This is a genomic window from Rhizobium leguminosarum (assembly GCF_010668065.1).
In the GTDB taxonomy this organism is placed as follows: domain Bacteria; phylum Pseudomonadota; class Alphaproteobacteria; order Rhizobiales; family Rhizobiaceae; genus Rhizobium; species Rhizobium leguminosarum_S.
In genome coordinates, this window is sequence record NZ_WUEN01000001.1 from 198,948 (window position 1) to 221,226 (window position 22,279).

Annotated in this window: 21 protein-coding genes and 1 pseudogene; 10 read left to right on the forward strand and 12 right to left on the reverse strand. The window is 59.0% G+C overall.

Annotation, left to right across the window (positions count from 1 at the left end):
* Position 1: 1 nt before the first annotated feature.
* The 5 genes from GR198_RS00925 to GR198_RS00945 all read right to left on the reverse strand — a co-directional run bounded on the left by GR198_RS00925 (position 2) and on the right by GR198_RS00945 (position 5,194).
* Positions 2 to 1,129, reverse strand: a complete 1,128-nt coding sequence (locus GR198_RS00925) for an ABC transporter permease (RefSeq protein ID WP_164066999.1) — start codon at positions 1,127 to 1,129, stop codon at positions 2 to 4.
* The gene (locus GR198_RS00930; protein ID WP_164067001.1) at positions 1,126 to 2,871 is read right to left on the reverse strand and encodes an ATP-binding cassette domain-containing protein; all 1,746 of its coding nucleotides are present in this window, start codon (positions 2,869 to 2,871) and stop codon (positions 1,126 to 1,128) included. The genes GR198_RS00925 and GR198_RS00930 overlap by 4 nt, the downstream gene beginning before the upstream one ends.
* Positions 2,868 to 3,881, reverse strand: a complete 1,014-nt coding sequence (gene hlyD, locus GR198_RS00935) for a secretion protein HlyD (protein WP_029872391.1) — start codon at positions 3,879 to 3,881, stop codon at positions 2,868 to 2,870. The genes GR198_RS00930 and hlyD overlap by 4 nt, the downstream gene beginning before the upstream one ends.
* Positions 3,878 to 4,579 carry a CerR family C-terminal domain-containing protein gene (locus GR198_RS00940; protein WP_029872390.1) on the reverse strand — a complete coding sequence of 234 codons (702 nt, stop codon included), beginning with the start codon at positions 4,577 to 4,579 and terminating at the stop codon, positions 3,878 to 3,880. The genes hlyD and GR198_RS00940 overlap by 4 nt, the downstream gene beginning before the upstream one ends.
* Before the next feature lie 285 nt (positions 4,580 to 4,864).
* On the reverse strand, positions 4,865 to 5,194 hold the full coding sequence (locus GR198_RS00945) for a hypothetical protein (RefSeq protein WP_164066927.1): 330 nt from the start codon (positions 5,192 to 5,194) through the stop codon (positions 4,865 to 4,867).
* 229 nt (positions 5,195 to 5,423) lie between these two features.
* Here GR198_RS00945 and GR198_RS00950 point away from each other — a divergent pair, with 229 nt between their 5' ends.
* Positions 5,424 to 5,738, forward strand: a complete 315-nt coding sequence (locus GR198_RS00950) for a hypothetical protein (protein WP_029872389.1) — start codon at positions 5,424 to 5,426, stop codon at positions 5,736 to 5,738.
* 45 nt (positions 5,739 to 5,783) lie between these two features.
* On the opposite strand, the gene GR198_RS00955 is transcribed toward GR198_RS00950, so the two are convergent.
* The gene (locus tag GR198_RS00955) at positions 5,784 to 6,800 is read right to left on the reverse strand and encodes an NAD-dependent epimerase (protein WP_029872388.1); all 1,017 of its coding nucleotides are present in this window, start codon (positions 6,798 to 6,800) and stop codon (positions 5,784 to 5,786) included.
* 281 nt (positions 6,801 to 7,081) lie between these two features.
* On the opposite strand from GR198_RS00955, the gene GR198_RS00960 reads away from it, so the two are divergent.
* Positions 7,082 to 8,038, forward strand: coding sequence for an endonuclease/exonuclease/phosphatase family protein (locus tag GR198_RS00960; RefSeq protein ID WP_029872387.1), 957 nt, complete (start codon positions 7,082 to 7,084; stop codon positions 8,036 to 8,038).
* 38 nt (positions 8,039 to 8,076) lie between these two features.
* On the opposite strand, the gene GR198_RS00965 is transcribed toward GR198_RS00960, so the two are convergent.
* From GR198_RS00965 to GR198_RS35250, 3 genes are all read right to left on the reverse strand, one after another.
* Entirely contained in the window at positions 8,077 to 8,382 is a 306-nt protein-coding gene (locus GR198_RS00965; RefSeq protein WP_029872386.1) for a hypothetical protein, read from the reverse strand.
* Between the two features lie 119 nt (positions 8,383 to 8,501).
* A complete protein-coding gene (locus GR198_RS35245) occupies positions 8,502 to 9,929 on the reverse strand; it encodes a mannose-1-phosphate guanylyltransferase/mannose-6-phosphate isomerase (protein WP_062943550.1) in 1,428 nt (475 codons plus the stop codon).
* Positions 9,930 to 9,968: 39 nt separating this feature from the next.
* On the reverse strand, positions 9,969 to 11,393 hold the full coding sequence (locus GR198_RS35250) for a phosphomannomutase (protein WP_029872384.1): 1,425 nt from the start codon (positions 11,391 to 11,393) through the stop codon (positions 9,969 to 9,971).
* Between the two features lie 239 nt (positions 11,394 to 11,632).
* Here GR198_RS35250 and ung point away from each other — a divergent pair, with 239 nt between their 5' ends.
* From ung to GR198_RS00985, 3 genes are all read left to right on the forward strand, one after another.
* Positions 11,633 to 12,334, forward strand: a complete 702-nt coding sequence (ung, locus tag GR198_RS00975) for a uracil-DNA glycosylase (RefSeq protein ID WP_029872383.1) — start codon at positions 11,633 to 11,635, stop codon at positions 12,332 to 12,334.
* 237 nt (positions 12,335 to 12,571) lie between these two features.
* Entirely contained in the window at positions 12,572 to 13,504 is a 933-nt protein-coding gene (locus GR198_RS00980; RefSeq protein WP_029872382.1) for a VOC family protein, read from the forward strand.
* Positions 13,505 to 13,515: 11 nt separating this feature from the next.
* The gene (locus tag GR198_RS00985; protein ID WP_029872381.1) at positions 13,516 to 14,121 is read left to right on the forward strand and encodes an alpha/beta hydrolase; all 606 of its coding nucleotides are present in this window, start codon (positions 13,516 to 13,518) and stop codon (positions 14,119 to 14,121) included.
* Positions 14,122 to 14,225: 104 nt separating this feature from the next.
* Here the strand turns inward: GR198_RS00985 and GR198_RS00990 are convergent, their stop codons facing one another.
* On the reverse strand, positions 14,226 to 14,468 hold the full coding sequence (locus tag GR198_RS00990; RefSeq protein WP_003542164.1) for a KTSC domain-containing protein: 243 nt from the start codon (positions 14,466 to 14,468) through the stop codon (positions 14,226 to 14,228).
* A 358-nt stretch (positions 14,469 to 14,826) separates the two neighbouring features.
* Here GR198_RS00990 and GR198_RS35625 point away from each other — a divergent pair.
* Both GR198_RS35625 and GR198_RS01000 read left to right on the forward strand, forming a co-directional pair.
* Positions 14,827 to 15,069: pseudogene (locus GR198_RS35625) on the forward strand (TolC family protein); the annotation flags it as partial.
* A gap of 73 nt (positions 15,070 to 15,142) precedes the next feature.
* Positions 15,143 to 15,934: a metallophosphoesterase family protein gene (locus GR198_RS01000; protein WP_029872380.1), complete on the forward strand. Its 792-nt coding sequence runs from the start codon at positions 15,143 to 15,145 to the stop codon at positions 15,932 to 15,934.
* Between the two features lie 116 nt (positions 15,935 to 16,050).
* Here GR198_RS01000 and GR198_RS01005 read toward each other — a convergent pair whose 3' ends face one another.
* Complete coding sequence (locus GR198_RS01005; RefSeq protein ID WP_029872379.1) at positions 16,051 to 17,379, reverse strand: UDP-glucose dehydrogenase family protein; 1,329 nt, start codon at positions 17,377 to 17,379, stop codon at positions 16,051 to 16,053.
* A gap of 268 nt (positions 17,380 to 17,647) precedes the next feature.
* On the reverse strand, positions 17,648 to 18,247 hold the full coding sequence (locus tag GR198_RS01010) for a transglutaminase-like cysteine peptidase (RefSeq protein ID WP_029872378.1): 600 nt from the start codon (positions 18,245 to 18,247) through the stop codon (positions 17,648 to 17,650).
* 304 nt (positions 18,248 to 18,551) lie between these two features.
* On the opposite strand from GR198_RS01010, the gene GR198_RS01015 reads away from it, so the two are divergent.
* From GR198_RS01015 to GR198_RS01025, 3 genes are all read left to right on the forward strand, one after another.
* Positions 18,552 to 19,976 (forward strand): O-antigen ligase family protein, encoded by a 1,425-nt coding sequence (locus tag GR198_RS01015; protein WP_029872377.1) that lies wholly within the window; start codon positions 18,552 to 18,554, stop codon positions 19,974 to 19,976.
* Between the two features lie 289 nt (positions 19,977 to 20,265).
* A complete protein-coding gene (locus GR198_RS01020) occupies positions 20,266 to 21,477 on the forward strand; it encodes a polysaccharide biosynthesis/export family protein (RefSeq protein WP_050573674.1) in 1,212 nt (403 codons plus the stop codon).
* Positions 21,478 to 21,551: 74 nt separating this feature from the next.
* A complete protein-coding gene (locus tag GR198_RS01025) occupies positions 21,552 to 22,265 on the forward strand; it encodes a hypothetical protein (protein WP_029872375.1) in 714 nt (237 codons plus the stop codon).
* Positions 22,266 to 22,279: the final 14 nt, after the last annotated feature.

Below are 22,279 nucleotides of genomic sequence, written 5' to 3' on the forward strand. Positions count from 1 at the left end.
CTCAACCGATCCTCTTTCTGGTGCTGCGGGCTGCAAGCACGAACATGATGGCGCCGATCGTCAGCATCACGCCGATCGCCTGCTGAAACATCGGCCAGATATCGCCGGCCAGGAACACCGTCTGCAGGCTGGGGATCAGGTAGCGCGCCGGCACGATGAAGGTGATCCACTGGATCACGGTCGGCATGGAATTGATCTCGAAGAGGAAGCCAGACAGCAGGAAAGCAGGGAGAAAGGCCGAGATCAGCGCCAGCTGCGAGGCAAGGAACTGGTTCTTCGTGGCCGTCGATATCAACAGGCCCTGGCCAAGCGCCGGGATCAGGAAAGCGGCCGACAGCGCATAAAGAGCAGCGACGGAGCCGCGGAACGGCACGCCGAAGAGAAAGACCGCAAGCAGCACGCAGAGCGTCATCGAGGTGAGGCCGAGCAGAAAATAGGGCAGGATCTTGCCGGCGAGCAGTTCGACCGCTGTCACCGGTGTCGCCATCATCGCTTCCATCGTACCCCGCTCCCATTCGCGGGCGACGACGAGCGAGGTCAAAAGCGTGCCGACCAGCGTCATGACGATGGCGATCGAGCCGGGCACGAGGAAATTGCGGCTGGTCAGTTCAGGATTGAACCAGAAGCGCTGTTCGACCGAAATGGCGGGACTGTGGGAGGCGACGTCCGCCTGCCTCTGCCGCTCCCAGTTGGCAACGGTGCCTTGGGCATAGTTCTGCACGAAATTCGCCGTGTTCGGTTCGGAGCCATCGACGATCACCTGGATATCGGGGCGGTTGCCGGCGGTGTAGCGCGTGGTGAAGTCGGCGGGGATGACGACGATGCCGCGCAGCTTGCCGAGCACGAGGTCTTCCTCGAACAGACGCCGGTCGCGGCCGATGGCCACATCGAAATAGCGCGAGGCCTGGAAACTGGCCGAGAGATCCTGCGTCAGCGGCGTCATCTCCTCGGTCACGAGGCCGATGCGGGTGCGGGTGGTATCGAGCGAGACGCCGTAGCCGAAGAGAAAGAGCAGGATCAGCGGCAGCACGAAGGCGATGAGGATGCTGCTCGGATCGCGGATCGCCTGGAAGCTTTCCTTGCGCACGAGGGCCAAGAGACGTCGCATCCGGCCGGAAGAGGTGCTCATGCTGCATCCTCCTTCTCGGATTGCTGCACCAGGGCGATGAAGGCATCCTCCATTGTCGGGTCAGGCAGCTCCTTGGTCGCGACGCGGGCCTTCAATTCATCGGGCGAACCAAGCGCGATCGAGCGGCCGCGATAGATCAGCGAGATGCGGTCGCAATATTCCGCCTCGTCCATGAAATGGGTGGTGACGAGCACGGTAACGCCCTTTTCGACCAGCGCGTTGATATGCGTCCAGAATTCGCGCCGGGTGATCGGATCGACGCCGGAGGTCGGTTCGTCGAGGAAGAGGGCGCGTGGCTCGTGTATGACGGCGCAGGCAAGCGCCAGGCGCTGCTTCAGGCCAAGCGGCAGGTCCTTGGCCGGCTGGCTGATATGGCGGCCGAAATCGAAGATGCCGGCCATCAGGTCAATGCGCTCGCGCCGGTGTCTTCCGCGAAGGCCATAGACGCCGGAGAAGAATTCGAGGTTCTGCATGACGGTCAGATCGCCGTAGAGCGAGAATTTCTGCGCCATATAGCCAAGCTGGTTGCGGGCCTCGGCGGCATCGCGGCGAAGGTCGAAACCGGCAACGCGGCCTTCGCCGCCGGTCGGCTTCAGCAGGCCGCAGAGCATCTTGAAGGTGGTGGATTTGCCCGCGCCGTTCGGGCCGAGCAGGCCGAAGATTTCGCCGCGGCGGATATCGAAGCTGATATTGTCGGCAGCGGTGAAATCGCCGAAGCGCTTGGTCAGCCCCTTGGCCTCGATCACCGGCCTGATGTCGTCGCCTTTCGTCGGCTGTTGCGCCTCGGCCAGTCTCGATCGGCCGCCAGGGCCACCACCCAGCATGTCGATAAAGGCATCCTCGAAGCGGGGCGGGGCAGGGGTGAGCGTTGCGCCATCGCCGGCCGAGCCGATATCCGGTTTCCTGTCCTTGGCGGCGACGAGGCGGATCGCTTCGCCCTGGATCACGCCGTCGATGACGCCATCGGCCTGCAGAAGCCGGGCGAGCACCTGCCGGCGGCGCCCTGTCATGCCCGAGACGCGGAAAACCCGGTCGCTAACACGGCCGGTCATGTCATCAGGTTTTCCCGAAAACAGCAGCTTTCCCTGGTTCAAGAGCAGCACATGGTCGCAGGCTTCAGCCTCGTCGAGATAGGCGGTCGACCAAAGGACGCCGATGCCTTCCTTCGTCAGGTTCTCGACCATCTTCCAGAGGTCGCGGCGCGAGATCGGATCGACGCCGACGCCAGGCTCGTCGAGCAGCAGCAGGCGCGGTTTCTTCAAAAGCGCGCAGGCAAGGCCAAGCTTTTGCTTCATGCCGCCGGAGAGCTTTCCGGCGAGCCTGCCGGTGAAACGCTTGAGATCGGTGAAGGTCAGCAGCTCGTCGAACGCCTCGGCACGCTCACCCTTCGGCAGGCCCCGCAGATCGGCATAGAGATCGAGGTTCTCCTGCACCGAAAGGTCCTCATAGAGACCGAAGCGCTGCGGCATATAGCCGATCGCCGCCTGGATGCCGGCGGCGTTTTTGCGCGTGTCGAAGCCGAGAACCTCCATCGTTCCCGTATCGGGCAGCATCAGGCCGGTCATCAGGCGGATCAGCGTCGTCTTGCCGGCGCCGTCAGGGCCGACGAGACCGGTGATTGCGCCGCCGCCGATCATGCCGGAGACGGCGTCAAGGGCGGCTGGCGCATCGCCGAAGCGCTTGGTGACACCGTCGATCCGGACGAGCGGCTTGTCGCCCCGGCCGGTCTCGGCGGCGGTCATTGTCCGCCCGCCGTCGGCGTGGGAAAACGCACGGTAACCGGCATGCCCTGGCGCAGATCCGGGCCGGGCTTGTCGATGACGATCCTGAGGCGATAGACGAGGTCTGTCCTCAGCTCCGGCGTTTCCACCGATTTCGGAGTGAATTCGGCAACCGGCGAGATGAAGCCGATCGTGCCTTCATAGGGTTTGTCGGGCGCCGTATCGGAGGTGACCGCAACCTTCATGCCGGGATGGATGCGGCCGAGATCGGGTTCAGCGACATAGGTGCGCACCCAGACGGGTTCTGTCAGCGACAACACGAAGACGGTGTCTGCCGGCGAGACGATCGCGCCATTCTCTCTGACGCGGGAGAGGATGACGCCGTCGTTCGGCGCGCGCAGTTCGGTATCATCACGCGAGGTGCGGGCGGAGGCAAGCGTTGCCTGCGCCGCCTTCAACTGGGCGGCGGCTACGGCGATATCCTCGACACGGGAGCCTTCCAGCAGCAGTTTCAACGCCTCGTTGGCGGAGTCGGAGCGTGCGGCGGCCATGGCCCTTGCAGCGGTCGCCTGATCAAGGCTGGCCTCGGAGATCGTGCCCTGCGGGCGCAACTGGCGGGCGCGGTCGTAGGCGAGGTTGGCATTGCGGAGATCGGCGATACTTTCGTCATAGGCGGCGCGCGCCTGGGCAATCTCTGTCGGCCGCGGACCGGCCTTCAGCTTGTCCAGCGTTGCCTGGAGGGCTGCGACATTGGCTTCGCCCGAGCGGACCGCGAATTCATAGGGTGCTGCATCGAGCTTTGCCAGAACCGTTCCAGTTTTGACGACATCGCCTTCGTCGGCATGGAGTTCGGCGAGACGGCCGCTGACACGGAACCCGAGCGAGACCTGGCGGATATCGACATTGCCGTAAAGGACGAACTCGTGGCTGGCCTCAGGCAACCAGCCGAGCTTTTGGGGCAGGGCGTACCACCAGGCGGTGGCACCCGCCGCAACGAGAAGAAGGATGGCGATGGCAAGGATGCGTTTCATGCTGCACTTCCTTTCGATGCGCCGATGGCATCGACCAGCTCTGCGGCGAGGCCGCGCACGGTTTCCACCTGTTCCGGGCCGACGCCGTCCCACTCCATCTGGGCGAGCACGGCTGCATGGGCGACGCGAAAGACGAGGATGCTGCCGAGAAGGGTGAAGGTGCGCAGGCGCACATGTTCCGAGGCGGGATCCTCATGAAGGATAGCGCCGATCAGCCGCCGGCCCATCTCGATCATCGGCCGCATGAGGCCCTGATAGACCCGTGTGAAGGCTTCTGTCGGCTCCATCTGCTCGCGGATCAGGAAGCGCGCCCAGGATTCGGATTCCTTGCCGACGAACAACGTCACCATGGTCTGCAAAATCTCGGTCAGGAAATGGCGAGCCTCCGCTTCACCAAGCGGTTTGCCTGCAGCGTCGAGCGCCAGCAGATGCGCGCCGACGCGCGCCCTCATGTCACCGACATGCGTATTGATCCGCATCATCAGATATTCGGCGGTGGCGATGTAGAGACCTTCCTTGCTGCCGAAATAATAGGGGATTGCCTGGAGGTTGACGCCGGCCGCTTCCGTGAGCTGGCGCGTCGACGCGCCGTCGAAGCCATAACGGCCGAAGACATCGAGGGCGGCGGACAGCATCTTCTGACGCGCGATCTCGGCACGGGCGGAGGACGGTGGCTGGCTGTCGTGTTCTTGGGTCATGACAGATTTATAACGCCGGCAGAGAAATAAGTCAATCGATTGATATATTTTGAAGGCAGATGTTATCGACCGATGCCTTTGCTGATGCAAGGGCAAGAAACGTGACATCGCTCATAGCTGGATGCGTGGCCTGATTGGGGATCGAGATGTGCCGTTCAGCGGTTCAGCGTCAATTCGGATCAGGGTGATCTCTGCTGTTCTGGAAACAAGGCAAAGAGACCCGTTGGAAACGGGTCTCTCAGGGTTCTCGGGGTGGGAAGAGGAACCAAGCCTCGGGGTCGGCTGCTAAACAGGTAGCGATACAGTATCGCTAATTTTCAAGACACTAATGTGTCTGGTGCCAACCGACTGCGAAACAAAAAGCCCGCCACTTTTTCGTGATTCCTGTGACCATGTTTTGACACAAAACTGCCTTGCTCGTTCCGTATCGCCGGTTCGATGCGTATTCAGATTTATATCATCGCGCTGCTGCTTAGCGCCATCATGTGGTCGATCTCGTTCGATGCGGCCCGCGAATCCTATCATGCCGCGCAAAGCGCGGGAGTGATGCCGAACCTTCATATCAACAAGAAGCTGGATCGCATTTTGTAGACTGCGATACAGCGTCCAGGTCATTGCCGATGTTGCATTCCCGGCTCGCGGCCGGGACCTATTTCCTTCTGCGTTCCGAGCCCTTCCGGACAGAAAATCAAATTTCGTAAAATTTGACCGATCCGCTTAAAAGCCCTGAAAATACTGATGTGTAGAGTGGTCTCATGAAAGCGACCGAAGCGTGGACAGACGCATCGATCGTTTGGAGCCGGGCAAACCGAAAGCCCGCCGATCCGCAAACGGGGACTTCAACATGCACAGAACTCTTGCCGCCATCGCCTTGAGCCTGACCATCACTGCGGCTGCCGAGCCGGCATTCGCCATCGGCCCAGCCAGCCTCGCCCGCGACCTGATGTACACCTCCGCCATCGGCCATTCGCCCGAGGTTCCGTTGACGACCCGCGCCGGTTTCGTGCGCCCTGGCGTTCCGTTCGTCCTGCGCAGCCCCGCTGCGATCGAGGGCGAGGGCTACCGGCTCAAGACCTATTCGCGGAGCCTCACCGTTGTCGTCGACTATGTGTTTTCGACGGCGGTCGATGCCGTACAAGCGGTTGCGTTTCTGCGCTGACACCTGACTAGATTCTAGGTCGATCCGACCTAGAATCATCCTGATCTATGCGCCGAGTTCGCTGCGTACGTCGAGATACCAGTCGACGAAGGCCTTGACGCCGACATCCAGGGTCGTATCCGGCTTGTATCCGGTCAGCGCGACCAACAGATCGGGAGCTGCGAAGGTGCGCGGCACATCACCCTTCTGCATTGCCAGCATCTTGCGAATGGCAGGACGGCCGAGCGCCTTTTCCACCGTTTCGACGAAATCCATCAGGCTGACCGGCTGGCCTCCGCCAATATTGACCACACGGAAGGGCGCTTGGCGCGAGAGCGTTTCGACAGCCGTGTTTTCGAGGCGATTTTCCTCGGACGGGACGACCGCCGATAGCCTGACGATCGCCTCGATGAGATCGTCTATATAGGTGAAGTCACGGCTCATGTTTCCTTCGCCGTAGATCTCGATCGGCTGGCCTTCAAGCATGTTCTTGGTGAATTTGAACAGCGCCATGTCAGGGCGGCCCCACGGGCCATAGACGGTGAAAAAACGAAAGGCCGTGGTCGGAATCTTGTGAAGATGGGCATAGCTGTGCGCCATCAGTTCCATCGACTTCTTCGTCGCGGCATAGATGGTCAACGGCTCATCGGCACGATCGGTCTCGTGAAAGGGCACGGTCGGATTGGCGCCGTAGATCGACGAGGTGGAAGCCAGCATCAGATGGCGGATCTCGACGTGTCGTGCGATTTCCAGGATGTTCCACGAGCCTTCGACATTCGAGCGGAGATAGGCTTCGGGATTTTCAAGGCTGTAGCGCACACCGGCCTGTGCGGCGAGGTGAATCAGGATGTCGGGCTTGGCGGCGAGAACAGCCTTCTCCAGCGCCTTGCGGTCCTCGAGCATTGATATTACGGGCTTGAAGGTTGGAAACTGGGAGAGCGCTGCATGGCGCATCTCCTTGAGTTTGACGTTGTAATAGGGGGTCAGGCCGTCGAAACCTGTGACGTCATGCCCCTCTTGCAGCAGGCGCCTGGCCAGATGAAAACCGATAAAGCCGGCAGTCCCTGTAATGAAGTAGCGCATTCCCACCTTTTCTCGACTTCCTGCCGATGGCAAAGAGCCGATTCCGTATCAAGTGACCCCACTTACAAGATAAAAAGAGGCCGAGTCGATAGGTCTTTGAACGAGAAGGCCACAGCACCGTCCCTACTGTCGCCGGCCTGTCCGCCGCTGCCTTGCCGGATGAGGGCGAGACTATCGATATCGGCTGCCGGTCAGCCGCAACTCTCGGCCGTTATGCTGCATTGCAACATGATTGCTTGCATGTTATGGCCGGCCGGTCGTCTGCAAGCAGGTCAGGATCGATGAGAGATATAATTTATTGGATTCTCTGCGCGTTTCTGACCGTTGCCATCGCGATCGTGTCGTTACGCTATGTCACGAACTTCTGGCTTCTGTCCTTTGTCTACAGCTTTCAGGTTCACCTCGGCGTCGTGTTCGTCGCCGCCAGCCTCATTATTCTGGCCATCAAGAGACAGATTTACGGCTTCATCCTTCTGCTTGCCTCGCTTCTTCTCGTCGCTCACGGCGTTATCATGCTGCGCGAGTTCTCGGAGGGCGACAGAGGCACCGACAGGCGGCCGCTTTTTCGTCTGATGTCGTTCAACATCGCGATCGACAACTGGAAAAACTCGACTGAAATCACCGACATGGTGATCGCGTCGAATGCCGACGTCGTCAATCTGCTCGAAGCCAAGCCGCTGACGTTTCACCTGCAGCAATTGTTCAAGGCCTATCCCTATCATATCGGTTGCGATGCCGGGAAGGATACATGCGATACGCTGGTGCTGTCCAAACGCCCGTTCGTCAGCCGGCAGGTCGCGAGCATGGGCAGTCTTCGAAAAAACAGGCTGGTCGTAGCAAGCGTCGACTTCGGCGGCGAGACCATCAATCTGGTTTCGGCGCACCTGACAAAACCATACTTCGACGATTTCCAGATGGCTGAATTGGAAGATCTCGGCAAAGCGCTTGGCTCAATCGACGGCCCTCTGGTGCTGTCAGGTGATTTCAACTCCTCGGCGATTGCCCCGAGCATCCAGGGTTTCCTGCGCGAGCAGCAACTGAAGACGATCACGCCAGAACCGGCAACATGGCCGATCGGCGCCGGCGCGCTCGGGATCGCCATCGACCACATATTTGCGCGCGCGCCGCTTCATCTGACATCGCTGAAACGTCTCGATGACAACCTCGGCTCGAACCATTCGGGTCTGATCGCCGACTTCGTTCTCGACAAGGATGGCGAAGCGCCTTCGGCAAAATGACTTTGCCTGGGGCAAGATAAGCTTGCCGGGGCTACACATCAGAATCTGGTTCGGCCGCCTTTTTTGTCGATCATCTGAAAGGTCTTGCCGTCGGTCTTCACGTTGACGCAATCGGTCTTCTTGCTGGGGAACAGGACGCACACTTGGCCATTGGTTATCTTGTAGCCATTCTTATTGCCGTCGCGATATTCGTAGCCGTTCTTGGCTTCTTTCAGTTCGGACGTACCGGGCAGGTGCTGGCGAATTTCCGACTCGTTTGCGGTTCGCATGCTTGCCGTTTCGGCAAACGCCATTCCCGGCAACATGATTGCAAGAAATCCGGCGAGGACGGGCAAGGTACGCATCAGGGGGATATCTCCGGTCATGTCTGTCGGTACATCCATTCTACGAGAACCCCAAGAGGAAATTCAACAGCGAGGATGGTCGCGCCGGAAAAAGCTCGACCATCGCTCCGGCTGCGATTTTACGTTCTTCCAAACTCATCGACGATACGGATGATGTCGTCTTCGCCGAGATAGGAGCCCGTCTGAACCTCGATGAGTTCGAGAAGAATCTTTCCGGGGTTGGCGAGGCGGTGGACTTCGCCAAGCGGAATGTAGACGCTTTCGTTCTCGCGCAGCATACGCACGTTCTCGCCGACCGTCACCTCAGCCGTTCCCTTGACGACGATCCAGTGTTCGGAGCGATGGTGGTGTTTTTGTAGCGAAAGCTTCTTGCCCGGCGTGACGAAGATGCGCTTCACCTGGAAGCGATCGCCGTTGAAGATGGAGGTATAGCCGCCCCAGGGGCGATAGGATGTAGGATGGGTTTCGGCGAATTTCGCCGTGGCGGAAGACGAGGCCAGCATTTTGACCAGTTGCCCGACATTCTGGCTGTCTTTGAGCGGCCCGACATAGACGGCGTCCTCGCTGGCGATGACGGCGACATCCTCCATGCCCTGGACGGCAAGATGCACGCCATGGGTCATGACGAGCGAGTTGCGGGTATTGACGACGGTGGTGTTTGCAGCGGCGACATTGCCGTTGTCGTCGCGTGCGCCTGATTTCCAGACGGCATCCCAGCTTCCCATGTCCGACCATTTGAACGGCGAGGGGACGACGGCGGCCTTGGAGGTCTTTTCCATGATCGCGTAGTCGATAGAGATATCGGGGCTCTTGGCGAAATGGTCGGCGTCGAGGCGGGTGAAATCAAGGTCGCGGCTTGCCTTCGAAACGGCCTTGCTGGCCGCCTTCAGCACATCGGGTGCATATTCCTGCAGTTCGGCGATGAGTTCCGTCACCGGGAACATGAAGATGCCCGAGTTCCAGTAGAAGCCGCCATCGGCGAGCATCTGCTCGGCCTTCTCGAGTGCCGGCTTTTCGATAAAGCGCTTGACCTTGTGCGCACCGTTTTTGAGCGCGTCGCCGATCTCGATATAGCCGTAGCCTGTCGCCGGCTCCGTCGGGTTGATGCCGAAAGTGACGAGGCTGCCTTCGGCAGCGGCATCGCGGGCGATGCGGATGCAATCGAAATAGCTCTCATCGGCAAGGATCTCGTGATCCGAGGCGAGCATCTGGATGATGGTGCCCTTGCCGAACAGCTCACCAGCGAGCGTTGCGGCGGCGGCCACTGCCGCGGCAGTGTTGCGGGCGACCGGTTCGAGCAGCACGGCAGCGAGAGGGACGGCGAGCGCGCGGGCCTGCTCGGCGACCAGGAAGCGGAATTCCTCATTGGTGACGACGATTGGGGCTTCATAGAGCTCGGGATCGGAAACGCGTTCGAGAGTTTCCTGAAACAGCGTCTTGTCGCCGACGAACTGGATGAATTGTTTCGGTGCGGTGGCACGGGAAAGCGGCCAGAGCCGCGTGCCTTTGCCGCCGGCCATGATCACGGGAACGATTTTCTGCGTCATAGGCGGGTTCCTTGAAATAAACGGCTTGTTCGTCGCATGTTAGCGGGCGCCTGCCCAGTCTGTTATTCGATTGAGCCCTGTATCCAGCAGCTCCAGGGCTGCTGCTTCGCTGCCGGCCTCCGTGTAGCAGCGCATTTCCGGGGCATTGCCGGAGGGGCGGAAATGAATGATGCCGCCATCCCTCAGCGTCACCCGAAGTCCGTCGATGTCGGATTTCGTCGCTACCTCGCCGATCGGCTGCAGGAAAGCCGAGAGATTTTCGTCCGAAGCGCGCAGATGCTCCATCAGCGCGGCACTCGTTTCCAGCGGAAAATTCTCCAGGCGGTCGGCGGCGGCAAATGGCAGATGATAGGAGGCGGCAACGGCCGAAAGCGGCTGTCTGCGGGTGGCGGCGAGCGACAGGATCGCGAGCATCGGGATAAAACAATCGCGTGTCGGCAAGGCACGCACGTTCCGGCCGTTGATATCAAAGGCGGTTGCGGTCAGCAGCCCGCCATTGGCTTCAAAGCCCATGACATGATCTTCGCCGGCCGCTACCGCCTCTTCCATGGCTGATATGACGAAGGGTGAGCCGACGCGGGTGCGCCGGACGGCGAAAGAGCCCGCGGCCTCGATGCCGGAATTGGAGGTAACCGGTGTCACCACAGTGCCGGCGCCGAGGAAATTGGCTGCCACAAGGCCGAGAAGGTCACCGCGCAACGGCGTGCCGGTTTCGTCTGCGACCAGCGGGCGGTCGCCGTCGCCATCGGTCGAGACGATCGCATCGAACTTGTGCTCGGACACCCAGCGCTTCATCAGCGTGATCGTCTCGTCTGAAACGGCTTCGGTGTCGACGGGAATGAAACTCTCCGAACGTCTAAGAGCGGTGATCTCGGCGCCGTAATGGGCGAGAACATCAACCAACAGGTCGCGGGCGACGCTGCTGTGCTGGTAGACGCCGATCTTCATGCCGGACAGCGCGCCTTGCGGAAGCAGGGCTGTATTGCGTTCGAAAAAGAGCTGACGGCAGATCGCTTCATGCTCCTCCGTCTCAGCTGGCGCCTGCGTCACGGTTTCACCGGTTCGCTCGATCTCGGCCGCCAATGCGGTGATAGCAGCCTCGTCCGATTTGTCGATCTCACCATCCGGGCGATAAAACTTGATGCCGTTGCGATCCGCCGGAATATGCGAGCCCGTAACCATCAGGCATGCGGCGTTGCTCTCGAGGCCATAGAGGGCAAGGGCGGGTGTGGGGACGGTGCCGCAGTCGAAGATCCGGAAGCCAAGCGCGGCAAGCGCACTGCCACAATTCCCCGAGATTTCAGGGCTTGAATCGCGAAAATCGCGGCCGATCAGAATGACGTCGCCGGCCCGCGCCTTGCCGGTCTGCAGCAGATATTTGCCGAACGCGGTGGCGTAGAGGGCGGAGGCGCGTCCCTTGAGGTCGACTGAAAGTCCGCGAAGGCCGCTCGTGCCGAATTTCATGGGAAGACATGGCTCCGATTTCACGATCAAAGTTCTACTCAGGCCGCCTGCCGGCGTAAATACCAAAGCCATCATATAGTTAAATACGGACGGCGGTGCCTCGGACAGCCTCTCGCAATCTACTCTCACCGAATTCTGGAGGTGTAGACCCATTGCCGCGCCGGCAGGCATTGCAGCGTAGATCGATTTTGTTAGAACCGTGTGTCCGTTGTTTCGTCATATGCGAAGGATTTTCCTAGATGAGCGATACATCCGTCAGTCTCGAGGAGAGCTGGAAAGCCGCGCTGGAGGGGGAGTTTTCAAGCCCCTACATGCAACAGCTCAAATCCTTCCTCGTCGCGCAGAAGCAGGTCGGCAAGCGGATTTTCCCCAAGGGCAGCGAATATTTCCGCGCCCTCGATCTGACGCCGATCTCCAACGTCAAGGCCGTCATCCTCGGCCAGGACCCGTATCATGGAGTCGGGCAAGCCCATGGGCTGTGTTTCAGTGTCCGCCCGGGCGTGCGCATACCGCCCTCCCTGGTCAATATCTACAAGGAGATGGAGACGGATCTTGGCATAGCGCCGGCACGTCACGGTTTTCTCGAACATTGGGCAAAGCAGGGCGTACTCCTGCTGAACAGCGTGCTGACTGTCGAGGAAGGGCAGGCGGCTGCTCATCAGGGCAAGGGGTGGGAACGCTTCACCGACGCCGTCATCCGCAAGGTCAACGATGAATGCGAATCCGTGGTCTTCATGCTGTGGGGTTCCTATGCTCAACGCAAGGCCGCCTTTGTCGATACGGCGCGGCATCTCGTGCTCCGGGCGCCGCATCCCTCGCCGCTTTCGGCCCATAACGGTTTTTTTGGCTGCGGGCATTTTTCGAAGGCGAATGCCTTCCTGCAGTCGCGCGGACGTGCCCCGATCGACTGGCAATTGCCGGCGGATCCCCATGGGGCCTAAAGCGCGACGCAATCTTTCAGATTCGCTCCTCGCGCTTTAGATCCTTGTTTTACGCATGTCGTTATCGCAAAACCGCTGCACACTTTTGCGCGACATGCTTTAGTGTGAACGGACTTTGTCGTTCGTTCACTAAAAGAAGACAATGCGTTTTGGTCTACGGGTCTGTTCGACGGGAGTTTCAGCGCGCATCTTAGCTTCATCGAAAGCCCGCAACGGCGGGCATGAAAGGGGTTTGACATGCTCGATCAGATCAAGGGTCTGCACCACGTCACGTCGATGGCGCAGGATGCCCGCACCAACAACCAGTTTTTCACCAATGCGCTCGGCCTGCGACGCGTCAAGAAGACGGTGAATTTCGACGCGCCCGATGTCTATCACCTCTATTATGGTGACGAGACCGGTGCGCCCGGCACGGTCATGACTTATTTCCCGTTCCCGAAGATGGCGCAGGGCCGTCCCGGTACCGGCGAAGTCGGCACGACGGTGTTTTCCGTTCCGCAGGGCTCGCTCGGCTTCTGGAGCGATCGCTTTGCCGCGCTTGGTGTCGGCGGCCTGAAAGCCGAGGAAAGTTTCGGCGAAAAACGGCTGAACTTCTCCGGTCCGGATGGCGATGGCTTCGCGCTCGTCGAGGTCAAGGATGACGCCCGCCAGGCCTGGACACATGGCGGCATCAGCGAAGACCATGCCATTTACGGCTTCCACTCCGTCGCCATGCGGCTGAGGGACGAAGGCGCTACGGCCGAACTCTTGAAGTTCATGGGTTACGAGGTCGCCGAGGAAAGGGACGGCGTCAAGCGGCTGATCAAGCCTTCCGGCAATGGCGCGCATCTCATCGATCTCGAGACCATGCCGAACATTGCCCGCGCCCTTCCGGGTGCCGGCTCCGTCCACCATGTCGCCTTCGCCGTCGAAAACCGTGAGAAGCAACTCGAAGTGCGCAAGGCGCTGATGGACACCGGTTATCAGGTCACGCCGGTGATCGACCGCGATTATTTCTGGGCGATCTATTTCCGCACGCCGGGCGGCGTGCTGTTCGAGGTCGCGACCAATGAGCCCGGCTTCGACCGCGACGAGCATACGGCCCATCTTGGCGAAGCCCTGAAACTGCCGCAACAGCACACCCATCTTCGCGCGCTGCTCGAGCAGCATCTGCAGCCGCTCGAAGTGTGAGGATAGGCGATATGACCGAAACCGGATATGTGCACCGGCTGCATGCCGGTGCACCTGATAAACCCATCTTGCTGGTGCTGCACGGCACCGGCGGCGACGAGAACCAGTTCTTCGACTTCGGCCGGCGCCTGCTGCCTGAAGCGACGATTCTCTCGCCGCGCGGCGATGTTTCCGAACATGGCGCGGCGCGCTTCTTTCGCCGCACCGGGGAGGGGGTCTACGACATGCCCGATCTCTCACACGCGACGGAGAAGATGGCCGCCTACGTCAAGGCATTCGCTGACGAGTACCAGGCTTCCCATATTCTCGGCCTGGGTTTTTCGAACGGCGCAAATATTCTTGCCAATGTCCTGATCGAGAAGGGTATCTTCGATGCCGCGGTTCTGATGCACCCGCTCATTCCGTTTCAACCCGAAGCCCAGTCGACGCTCGCGGGAAGAAAGGTGCTGATGACGGCCGGGCAACGGGATCCTATCGCGCCCGTCTCCATGACCGAGGCGCTGTCCGAACATCTGAAAAACCGAGGGGCGGAGATCAGGGTGGTCTGGCATCCCGGCGGTCACGAGATTGCGCCGCTCGAGATCAATGCGGTCCGCGATTTTCTCGGCGGTTATTGACGGCATGCACCGTCGGTCGGCGGGAGACTGGTTTGCGGGACCGGCGAATGCCGGTCCCGCATCTTAGCTGAAACAAGGATCCTATCGTCGTGATCGATAGGACATTAGGGGCGAGGAGGATATTTGCCCCTGATTGCCTTCATGTAGAAATTTCCCGGTGATTCCGCCATCGTCAACCCGACGACGACGCCCTTGGGAACGCCTTCATATTCTCGCCTCTGACCGTTGGTCAGATAGACCCGTAGATGCCGGCTGTCTTCGTCGTAGGTGATCGCCTCGATAAGTTTCGAATCAACCGCAGTTTCCACTTTGCACCCCGCAATTTTGGATCTGAGATTCCTGATCAAGAAATGTCATTCACACTCGCAACGCGCCATCATTATGCTGCGCCGAGGGGGCGTCAAGCATCATCTTCTTTAACGTTCATTTTTTCCTAATGGCTATCGTTATGGTTGATTTTTACAGCTTTTTCGAAGGTGTGGCCTGTGGAAATCCGATAGCTGTGGCTCCTCCATTTGGGGAATATTAGCCGATAACGTCGCGAGAAACGCAATAATCGCCGGTTTAACGCCGGATTAACCATCATATAGCAAATTATAGCGTAATATTAACCGCGGCACCCTCCCAAGTATGAATGATTACATCCGCAAGGCGGGGCGTGACCTCGCCGCTGCAACGGCCAATATCGGCGTTGCCGAGTCGCGGGCGCTGCGCGCTGAGGTGAAGACCACGCGGGAGACTCTTGCGCTTTCAATCGGGAGCTACAAGGATGGACAATCCTCCTTGCTTGATGTGCTGGATGCGCAGCGTTCGGTCGCGACCAGTCAGGCGAAGCTGGCGCAGGCGGTGCAGCAAATGGCGAAGGACTATGTCGCTCTGAATGCGGCAATTGGTTCGGGTTACAACTTCAATGGAGCCGCGATCAGGCCAAATTCTTATGAACACTGAGCCTCATGCCGTTGCAGCGATGGATAAGAGATGGATTGTTTCGGACAACCCGCCATTCGGTCGGGTCTCATAAATGGTTTCCATGTTTAACTATCTAGCGCCATGGCGACAACAGATACCGATACTGGCTGGCAACCGTAAAGGACGCGCTCGGCTGACGTTTGCCGAAGGCGAATTCGCTGCGGTCTACGCGATGAGCGATGTTCACGGATGTTATAAAGAACTCGTCGAGGCACATCGCCGCATCGAGGAGGATGCCGCGCGCATTCCGGGGCCGAAGCTCATCGTCATGCTCGGCGATTATGTCGATCGCGGGCCGGATTCGAGCGCGGTGCTGGAATTCCTGAGCAGGACCCCGCCGCCGGGGTTTCAACGTTTCGTCCTGTGCGGCAATCATGACGCGGAGCTGGTGAATCTCTATCGCAAACCGGCGCGCATTCTTGAATGGCTTGGCTTTGCCGGAACGGAGACGCTGCACTCATACGGTATCGATATCGAGCATCTGCTGCAGTCGGCGGCTGGAAGCGAAACAATCGCCCGAGTCATTCGCAACATGATACCCGAGCGGCATATCCAATTTCTGGAATCGCTGCCGGTCATGCTGCGGATGGGAAGGATCCTCTTCGTTCATGCGGGCATCAGGCCGGGCATCGACCTCAAGAGGCAGAAAGACAGCGACCTCATGTGGATCCGTCAGCCCTTCCTGGATGAAGGGCCGCAGCTTCCTGTCCTGGTGATCCACGGCCATACCCCGGCGCGAATCCCGACATTCGGTCCGCAACGCATCGGTATCGACACTGCGGTTTCGGCGACGGGCCGGCTGACTGTGCTGACAATAAAGGGAACGCGGGTCGGGATCCTGTAAATCGGCAAGCATGGTGTCGTCCGAAAACGCCTACTCTTTCCGGCGTCATCCTCAAAACCAAACGCCGCGGAACTTGCGCTCCGCGGCGTCAGGACAATAAAAGTTCACGGGCTATCTCAGGCGCCGGTCGCTTCCTGATAAAGGTTGGTGCCGATGCCGGTATAGGTAAAGCCGTGTTTGCGGATTTCGTCGCTGCGGTAGATATTGCGCAGATCGACCAGGATCGGAGCGCGCATCGACTGCTTCAGGCGACTGAAATCGAGCGCGCGGAACTGGTTCCATTCGGTGACGATGACAAGCGCATCCGCACCGGCGGCCGCTTCATAGGGACCGCTCGCATATTCGATGTTCTCGATTACTTTGCGGGCGTTCTCCATGCCCTCGGGATCGTAGCCGACCACTTGAGCGCCGTTGTCCTGCAAGGTCTGGATGACTGCGATCGCCGGGCTGTCGCGCATATCGTCGGTGTTCGGCTTGAAGGTCAGGCCGAGGATCGCGATCTTCTTGCCGCGAATGTCTCCGCCGACGGCCGAAATGACTTTGCGTCCCATCGCCCGCTTGCGGTTGTCGTTGATCGAGATCGTCGTCTCGATGAGACGCATCGGCGCGTCGTAATCCTGCGCCGTCTTGGCAAGGGCAAGCGTATCCTTGGGGAAGCACGAACCGCCGTAGCCGGGGCCGGCATGCAGGAACTTGGAGCCGATACGGCCGTCGAGACCGATTCCGCGCGAAACGTCCTGGACGTTTGCGTCGACCCGTTCGCAGAGATCGGCAATCTCGTTGATGAAGGTGATCTTCATCGCAAGGAATGCATTGGCCGCATATTTGATGAGTTCCGACGTGCGGCGGTCGGTAAAGACCAAGGGTGCCTGGTTGAGGTAAAGCGGACGATAGACCTCGGTCATGGTTTCGCGCGCCCGGTCGTCGTTCAGGCCGATGACGATACGGTCGGGGCGCTTGAAATCTTCGATCGCCGCACCTTCGCGCAGGAATTCGGGGTTGGAAACGACAGCGACATCCGCCGCAGGATTGGTTTCGCGCATGATGCGCTCGACCTCGTCTCCCGTGCCGACCGGCACCGTCGACTTGGTGACGATAACGGTGAAGCCTTCCACATAGGTGGCAATCTCGCGTGCCGCGGCGTAGACATAGGAAAGGTCTGCGTGGCCGTCGCCGCGCCTGGACGGCGTGCCGACTGCGATGAACACGACATCGGCGCTGCGGACGCTTTCGCCGACATCCGTCGAAAACGACAGCCGGCCGGTGCTGGTATTTTCCGCCACCAATTGCTCCAGGCCCGGCTCGTAGATCGGAATGCGGCCTTCGCGAAGGGCTTCGATCTTACTCAGATCCTTGTCGACGCAGATGACGTCGTGGCCGAAATCCGCAAAGCAAACGCCTGAAACGAGGCCGACATAGCCTGATCCAATCATCGTGATGCGCATATTTCCCTCAAATCATTAGAGTAGAACGTCATGCTGCGTCGCAGCATGAGTTCGTCATAGTTAATCTGGACGAAAAGACAATACCGAAGATCGCCTGAAACCCACATCGAAAATCGAACTCCGGGCACCGCAGCTTGCCGCGCGCTGCCCCGTCGATAGCCAAAACATAGGTTTGTGTGGGCGATATGACAAGTCGAGCGGCTCGTCAGAGCCGGCTCGACTTCAATCCGGAAACAGGATCAATCAGTCTATGTCGCTGCCTCGGCTGTTATAGCCGGTACCAGACGTAGGGGTCTGTTCCCGATTGAATCTTGTCCCAGCGCAGATCGGTATCGTGCCAGTTCTTGATGCTGCTTTTCCTGTTGTCGAGGACGAGATCGCCCTTGTCGGTTCTGACGACGAGGACCGCATGTCCTTCACCGGAGGGCGTATATGCCGTCGCGATCCGCAAAGCGCGCGACGACCAGCCCATCGCGATCAGCCGGCTGCGTTTGGTCAAAGCGAAATCTTCGCAGTCGCCGCTGCGCACATTCACCTTCCAGACGTCACCATTCAGTTCGTTGCGGGAGTCGTTCCGGCCGATCATCGTACGATTGACGGCGGTGTTGACGTCCTTCAGTTGCAGCATTTGCTTGTCCGTCATCGCAACGACCGCCAAACCATTGTTGTCGCGGCATTCGGTCGGGTTCTGGGCGCAGAACAGCACCTGGGCGAAAGGCGGAATGATCTTGCCTTTTTCAGAGATATAACTGACCGCCGAACTACCGGTCAGGCCGCGGGCAAAACCAGCGGGACCGGCGGCAAATGCCGAGCATGCATTGCCTGCTGTAAAGGCCAGTGCCAGAAGTGTAACGACTGTTTTCTTCATCTCTTAAATCCCCGTTCAGGGCAACCGATTGAGATCAGGCTTGCCTTTTTTCTCGGTCAATGGCATGGCGATCTGATGATCTGCCAAGTATTGGGCGCAGAATATCTGTCCCGTTTCTGCTGCTTGGAAGGAGCATAGCCGGGCCTTGTCTCGATTGGCTTAAACCTTTCGCGACAATTTTAAACGATGTGGAATTCTGTTACACTTTAGCACGCAAGCGCTTGATGTTCAACTTATGTTAGTACGAGTAAATTAATCTCTTCGGTTGCAATTGGTCGCCGCCTACTCTGGTAAACGAATTCACATGTTCTCCAACCTCATCAATAAGCGGGTCTTGCGAGAGGTTTTGCTTTTTGCCTTCATCGGCCTCGTTATATTGACTCTCATACCGTTCGGGAGCGTCACGCCCTTTCCCTTCGCCTTCGCTGCGATCGGGATGTTTGCCCTCGCCATCATTTCGGGACTGCTGTTCGGAGAGCCGAGACAAAGCAGATGGGTTTTCAGTATCGCTTTGTTTCTACTCGTCGTACTGGCGGGCTGGACGTTCATCCAAACCATCGAACTGCCCTCCAATTGGCTGGCGAACCCCGCCTGGAATGCCGCGCGTGACCTGGCAGGTGCGCAGTCCGCGGCGATCTCGGTCGAACCGGCCGACACGCTGGCGTCGATCCTCTGGGTTGCCCTGCCTTTCGTCACGTTTCTGACCGGGCTGCTCTTATGCGATACCGATCAGAGTGCGCGGAAAGTGCTCACCGGGCTCGGGCTTACGGCGGGCATCATCGCTGTTTTCGGCCTGCTGCAGTTTTTGCTGTTTCCCAATATCCTGATCGTCGTGGAGAAACGCGCCTACCTCGACAGCCTGACTGCGGTCTTCGTCAATCGCAATACCGCCGCGACCTTCCTCGGGCTTGGAACGCTGCTGATGCTGACCCTGGTCAGGGACATTACCCGAGCCTATTCGAACTATCCGCCCGGCGAGCCGGGCCGAAACGCGCTTCTCTTGAGATCGTGGATCTATATCCTGCTCTTATGCGCATGCTTCACCGCGCTGATGCTGAGCCGCTCGCGCGCCGGGATATTTGCGACCTTTGTTGCCGCTCTCATCTATTTTCCATGGCTTGTCATCAATTGGAACGGCTCAAGGCGTCATCTGAGACCGGCGCCAAGATGGCGTTCGTTGCTGAAACTCCTCTCGGCGATTGGTTTCGTCGTGCTGCTGCTGACGGTGTTTGCGGGCCAGGCGATTTTGCGCGCGCAAGAGCGGCGACTCGAGGATGATGATCGGTTTTGCATTCTGCCGGGCATATGGCGTGCCATTTCGGATCATTGGTTGACGGGAACGGGGCTCGGAACCTTCCGGACGGTGTTTTCCGCCTACCGCGATCCGGCTTGCGGAATTTTCGGGGTCTTCGACCGTGCGCATAATTTCTATCTCGAAGGATTTCTGGGCCTCGGAATATTGTTCCCGATTGCGACAGTCCTTGCCTTTTCGGTGCTTGCCAGAGTGTTCCGGCGCGGGCTCGTCCAACGACGGCGTCTCAGGCACTATGTTCTTCTTGGCTTGGCGGCGACCGTTTTGGTCGCCCTTCATGCGGCGGTCGATTTTTCGCTGCAGATACCGGGTTTTGCGGTGTTTTACTCCGCCTTCCTGAGTGCGGTTGTCGCGATATGCCTCGGACGTAGCAATGGAAACGCGGACATGGCATATGAGCGGCCGTTAACCACGTAAAGTTTAAATGGATGGATTTTAATAAGATTTTCGGAAAAGATCGATTGTGCAGGTGCGAACGGTTGACTCTGAAACCCAAGAAATTTTATAGCGGGTGCAGCCTTCGGATTGTTGCGACGCAAGAAAAGTCGGACCGAAGTCGTTTTTCGCTTCCTAAGGGGCTCGGCGTTGCCAGCCTGCCACAGTTAGGGGAATGTTAATCGGCTTTAAGTGTTATTGATCGGGGATTGTCTTGTATTTTGTCAGATCGCGGGGCAGTAGCTTCAGGGGCGTAAACGCAGGGTATTCTATGGGTTGTTCTCGTATCGGTAGTACACGCGTCGCCATTGTTGTAGCGCTTACGACTATATTGGCAAGCTGCACCTCGTTGCCAAGATCCGGTCCCGATCACAAAGACGTTGATCGAGATGCAGCGGTGAAAGTGACAACGAAGGAACGTCGGGTCGGTATCGACTACGCCCTGGTTGATCTCAGCAAGAACGTCCTGTCGTATTTTACCGCTCCCCAGCCGACCTCGTTCAAAGGTTTTGGTGGTGGTCGAGGCGGGGCGCCCGAAATTCCGCTCGGTTACGGCGATGTCGTTTCGGTTGCCATCTTTGAAGCTCAGTCCGGCGGTCTCTTCATTCCGTCCGATGCAGGTAGCCGACCCGGCAATTACATCTCGCTGCCAGAGCAGACCATCGATAGAAACGGAACGATCACAATTCCCTATGCGGGTCGGGTTCCGGCTGCCGGTCGCCTGAAGGAGACCGTAGAGCAGGACGTCGAGGATCGCCTGGCGAGCCGCGCGATCGAACCGCAGGTGGTTATCACGACAACGACAAGCCGCTCCAGTCAGGTTGCTGTGCTCGGTGATGTCAACAATCCCCAGCGCGTCGAGATCAGCCCGGCCGGTGAGCGTGTTCTCGATATCATTTCCGCTGCGGGCGGTTTGACGACCAACAATATCGAGACGAATGTGACGCTGCAGCGTCGCGGCAAGACGGCAACCGTCGCCTACACTACGCTGTTGAAGAACCCGGCGGAAAATATCTATGTTGCGCCAGATGATACGGTCTCGATCGATCATGAGCGCCGCACCTATCTTGCGCTGGGTGCCGCAGGCACCAGCGGTCGCTTCGATTTCGAAGAGTCCAACCTGACCCTTGGAGAGGCAATCGCCAAGGCGGGCGGCCTGCGCGACGACCGCGCCGACCCGGCTCAGGTCCTGCTCTATCGCCTTGTTCCGAAGAAAACGGTTCAAGCGATGCATGTGGACACGACGAGATTTGCGGGTGAAATGGTTCCGGTGATCATTCGTGCGAATATGCGCGACCCGGCAACCCTGTTTGCCGTTCAGCAATTCAAGATGGAAGACAAGGATATTATCTATATTTCCAATTCGGACTCTGTCGAACTGGTCAAGTTCCTTGACATCGTGAACTCGGTATCATCCACTGTTTCCGGAGTGGCCGACGATGCGAATGATACCCGTAACGCGGTACAGGATCTTGGAAATTGATTGCAATAGGCGGGCCGGCATCGATCACGGATGATCAATGCCGGCGGCCTATATAGCGGATTTGATGAAGGACTATGGTTATGGCAAGGTCAGGTGTTTATCGCAAGCTTGCATATAGCGGAATTGTCGTCGCGATGTTTGCCGGCATGAATTCAAGTGCTTTTGCGGCAGCTTGCTTGGGTCCGGCAAATCTGACTTCCGTCGATGTCAGCGGATTTACGGCTAGCCCGGCCGTTCTGCTCGACATGTCCGATCCGTTGGTTTTGTCATCGCGTGTTCGCGCGCTGGTTGGAAGCAGCAATGATGCGCTGTCGCCAGTGATCGAGCAGGCCAAGAAGGCCAGTGCCGCACAGATGGCTGCTATCGGCTCCGGTCTCGGACGGGCTGCAAACAGCTGCCAGGTGACGGATCCGCAATTCAAGCTGGCGATCGAAAAGGCTGTTGCCGAGGCGGCGAGCGCCGATCCGAACCTGGCGCCGCTGCTTGCAGCCTTTGCAAAGGTCCTTGCCGAAGGCGGGACTGCGGCGCTCGGCCCAGGTGCAAGTGCTGCCGCCGCCGCATCCGGCATCGGCAATGACGGGCAAGTTGGACAAACCGGGCCTGGAGCGGACGACGGGACGCCGTTCGACGGCGCTGCGACAACAGCGGGTACGCTGAAGGTTTCGAATGCCGGCGCAGATGATTCATCGTCGACTTCAACGACGACGATCCTTAGCGCCGGAGCGGGAGGGCAGTCGTCTACCGATCCGACGGAGTCGACGAGTCAGAGTGTCCCGGTCATACAATAGCTGGAATTGCCCTT

What these genes read in the sequence shown, in the direction of transcription:
- GR198_RS00925 (WP_164066999.1), bottom strand. Translation starts at nt 1,129, where the DNA reads ATGAGCACCTCTTCCGGCCGGATGCGACGTCTCTTGGCCCTCGTGCGC.
- GR198_RS00930 (WP_164067001.1), bottom strand. Translation starts at nt 2,871, where the DNA reads ATGACCGCCGCCGAGACCGGCCGGGGCGACAAGCCGCTCGTCCGGATC.
- hlyD (WP_029872391.1), bottom strand. Translation starts at nt 3,881, where the DNA reads ATGAAACGCATCCTTGCCATCGCCATCCTTCTTCTCGTTGCGGCGGGT.
- GR198_RS00940 (WP_029872390.1), bottom strand. Translation starts at nt 4,579, where the DNA reads ATGACCCAAGAACACGACAGCCAGCCACCGTCCTCCGCCCGTGCCGAG.
- GR198_RS00945 (WP_164066927.1), bottom strand. Translation starts at nt 5,194, where the DNA reads ATGACCTGGACGCTGTATCGCAGTCTACAAAATGCGATCCAGCTTCTT.
- GR198_RS00950 (WP_029872389.1), top strand. Translation starts at nt 5,424, where the DNA reads ATGCACAGAACTCTTGCCGCCATCGCCTTGAGCCTGACCATCACTGCG.
- GR198_RS00955 (WP_029872388.1), bottom strand. Translation starts at nt 6,800, where the DNA reads ATGCGCTACTTCATTACAGGGACTGCCGGCTTTATCGGTTTTCATCTG.
- GR198_RS00960 (WP_029872387.1), top strand. Translation starts at nt 7,082, where the DNA reads ATGAGAGATATAATTTATTGGATTCTCTGCGCGTTTCTGACCGTTGCC.
- GR198_RS00965 (WP_029872386.1), bottom strand. Translation starts at nt 8,382, where the DNA reads ATGCGTACCTTGCCCGTCCTCGCCGGATTTCTTGCAATCATGTTGCCG.
- GR198_RS35245 (WP_062943550.1), bottom strand. Translation starts at nt 9,929, where the DNA reads ATGACGCAGAAAATCGTTCCCGTGATCATGGCCGGCGGCAAAGGCACG.
- GR198_RS35250 (WP_029872384.1), bottom strand. Translation starts at nt 11,393, where the DNA reads ATGAAATTCGGCACGAGCGGCCTTCGCGGACTTTCAGTCGACCTCAAG.
- ung (WP_029872383.1), top strand. Translation starts at nt 11,633, where the DNA reads ATGAGCGATACATCCGTCAGTCTCGAGGAGAGCTGGAAAGCCGCGCTG.
- GR198_RS00980 (WP_029872382.1), top strand. Translation starts at nt 12,572, where the DNA reads ATGCTCGATCAGATCAAGGGTCTGCACCACGTCACGTCGATGGCGCAG.
- GR198_RS00985 (WP_029872381.1), top strand. Translation starts at nt 13,516, where the DNA reads ATGACCGAAACCGGATATGTGCACCGGCTGCATGCCGGTGCACCTGAT.
- GR198_RS01000 (WP_029872380.1), top strand. Translation starts at nt 15,143, where the DNA reads ATGGTTTCCATGTTTAACTATCTAGCGCCATGGCGACAACAGATACCG.
- GR198_RS01005 (WP_029872379.1), bottom strand. Translation starts at nt 17,379, where the DNA reads ATGCGCATCACGATGATTGGATCAGGCTATGTCGGCCTCGTTTCAGGC.
- GR198_RS01010 (WP_029872378.1), bottom strand. Translation starts at nt 18,247, where the DNA reads ATGAAGAAAACAGTCGTTACACTTCTGGCACTGGCCTTTACAGCAGGC.
- GR198_RS01015 (WP_029872377.1), top strand. Translation starts at nt 18,552, where the DNA reads ATGTTCTCCAACCTCATCAATAAGCGGGTCTTGCGAGAGGTTTTGCTT.
- GR198_RS01020 (WP_050573674.1), top strand. Translation starts at nt 20,266, where the DNA reads ATGGGTTGTTCTCGTATCGGTAGTACACGCGTCGCCATTGTTGTAGCG.
- GR198_RS01025 (WP_029872375.1), top strand. Translation starts at nt 21,552, where the DNA reads ATGGTTATGGCAAGGTCAGGTGTTTATCGCAAGCTTGCATATAGCGGA.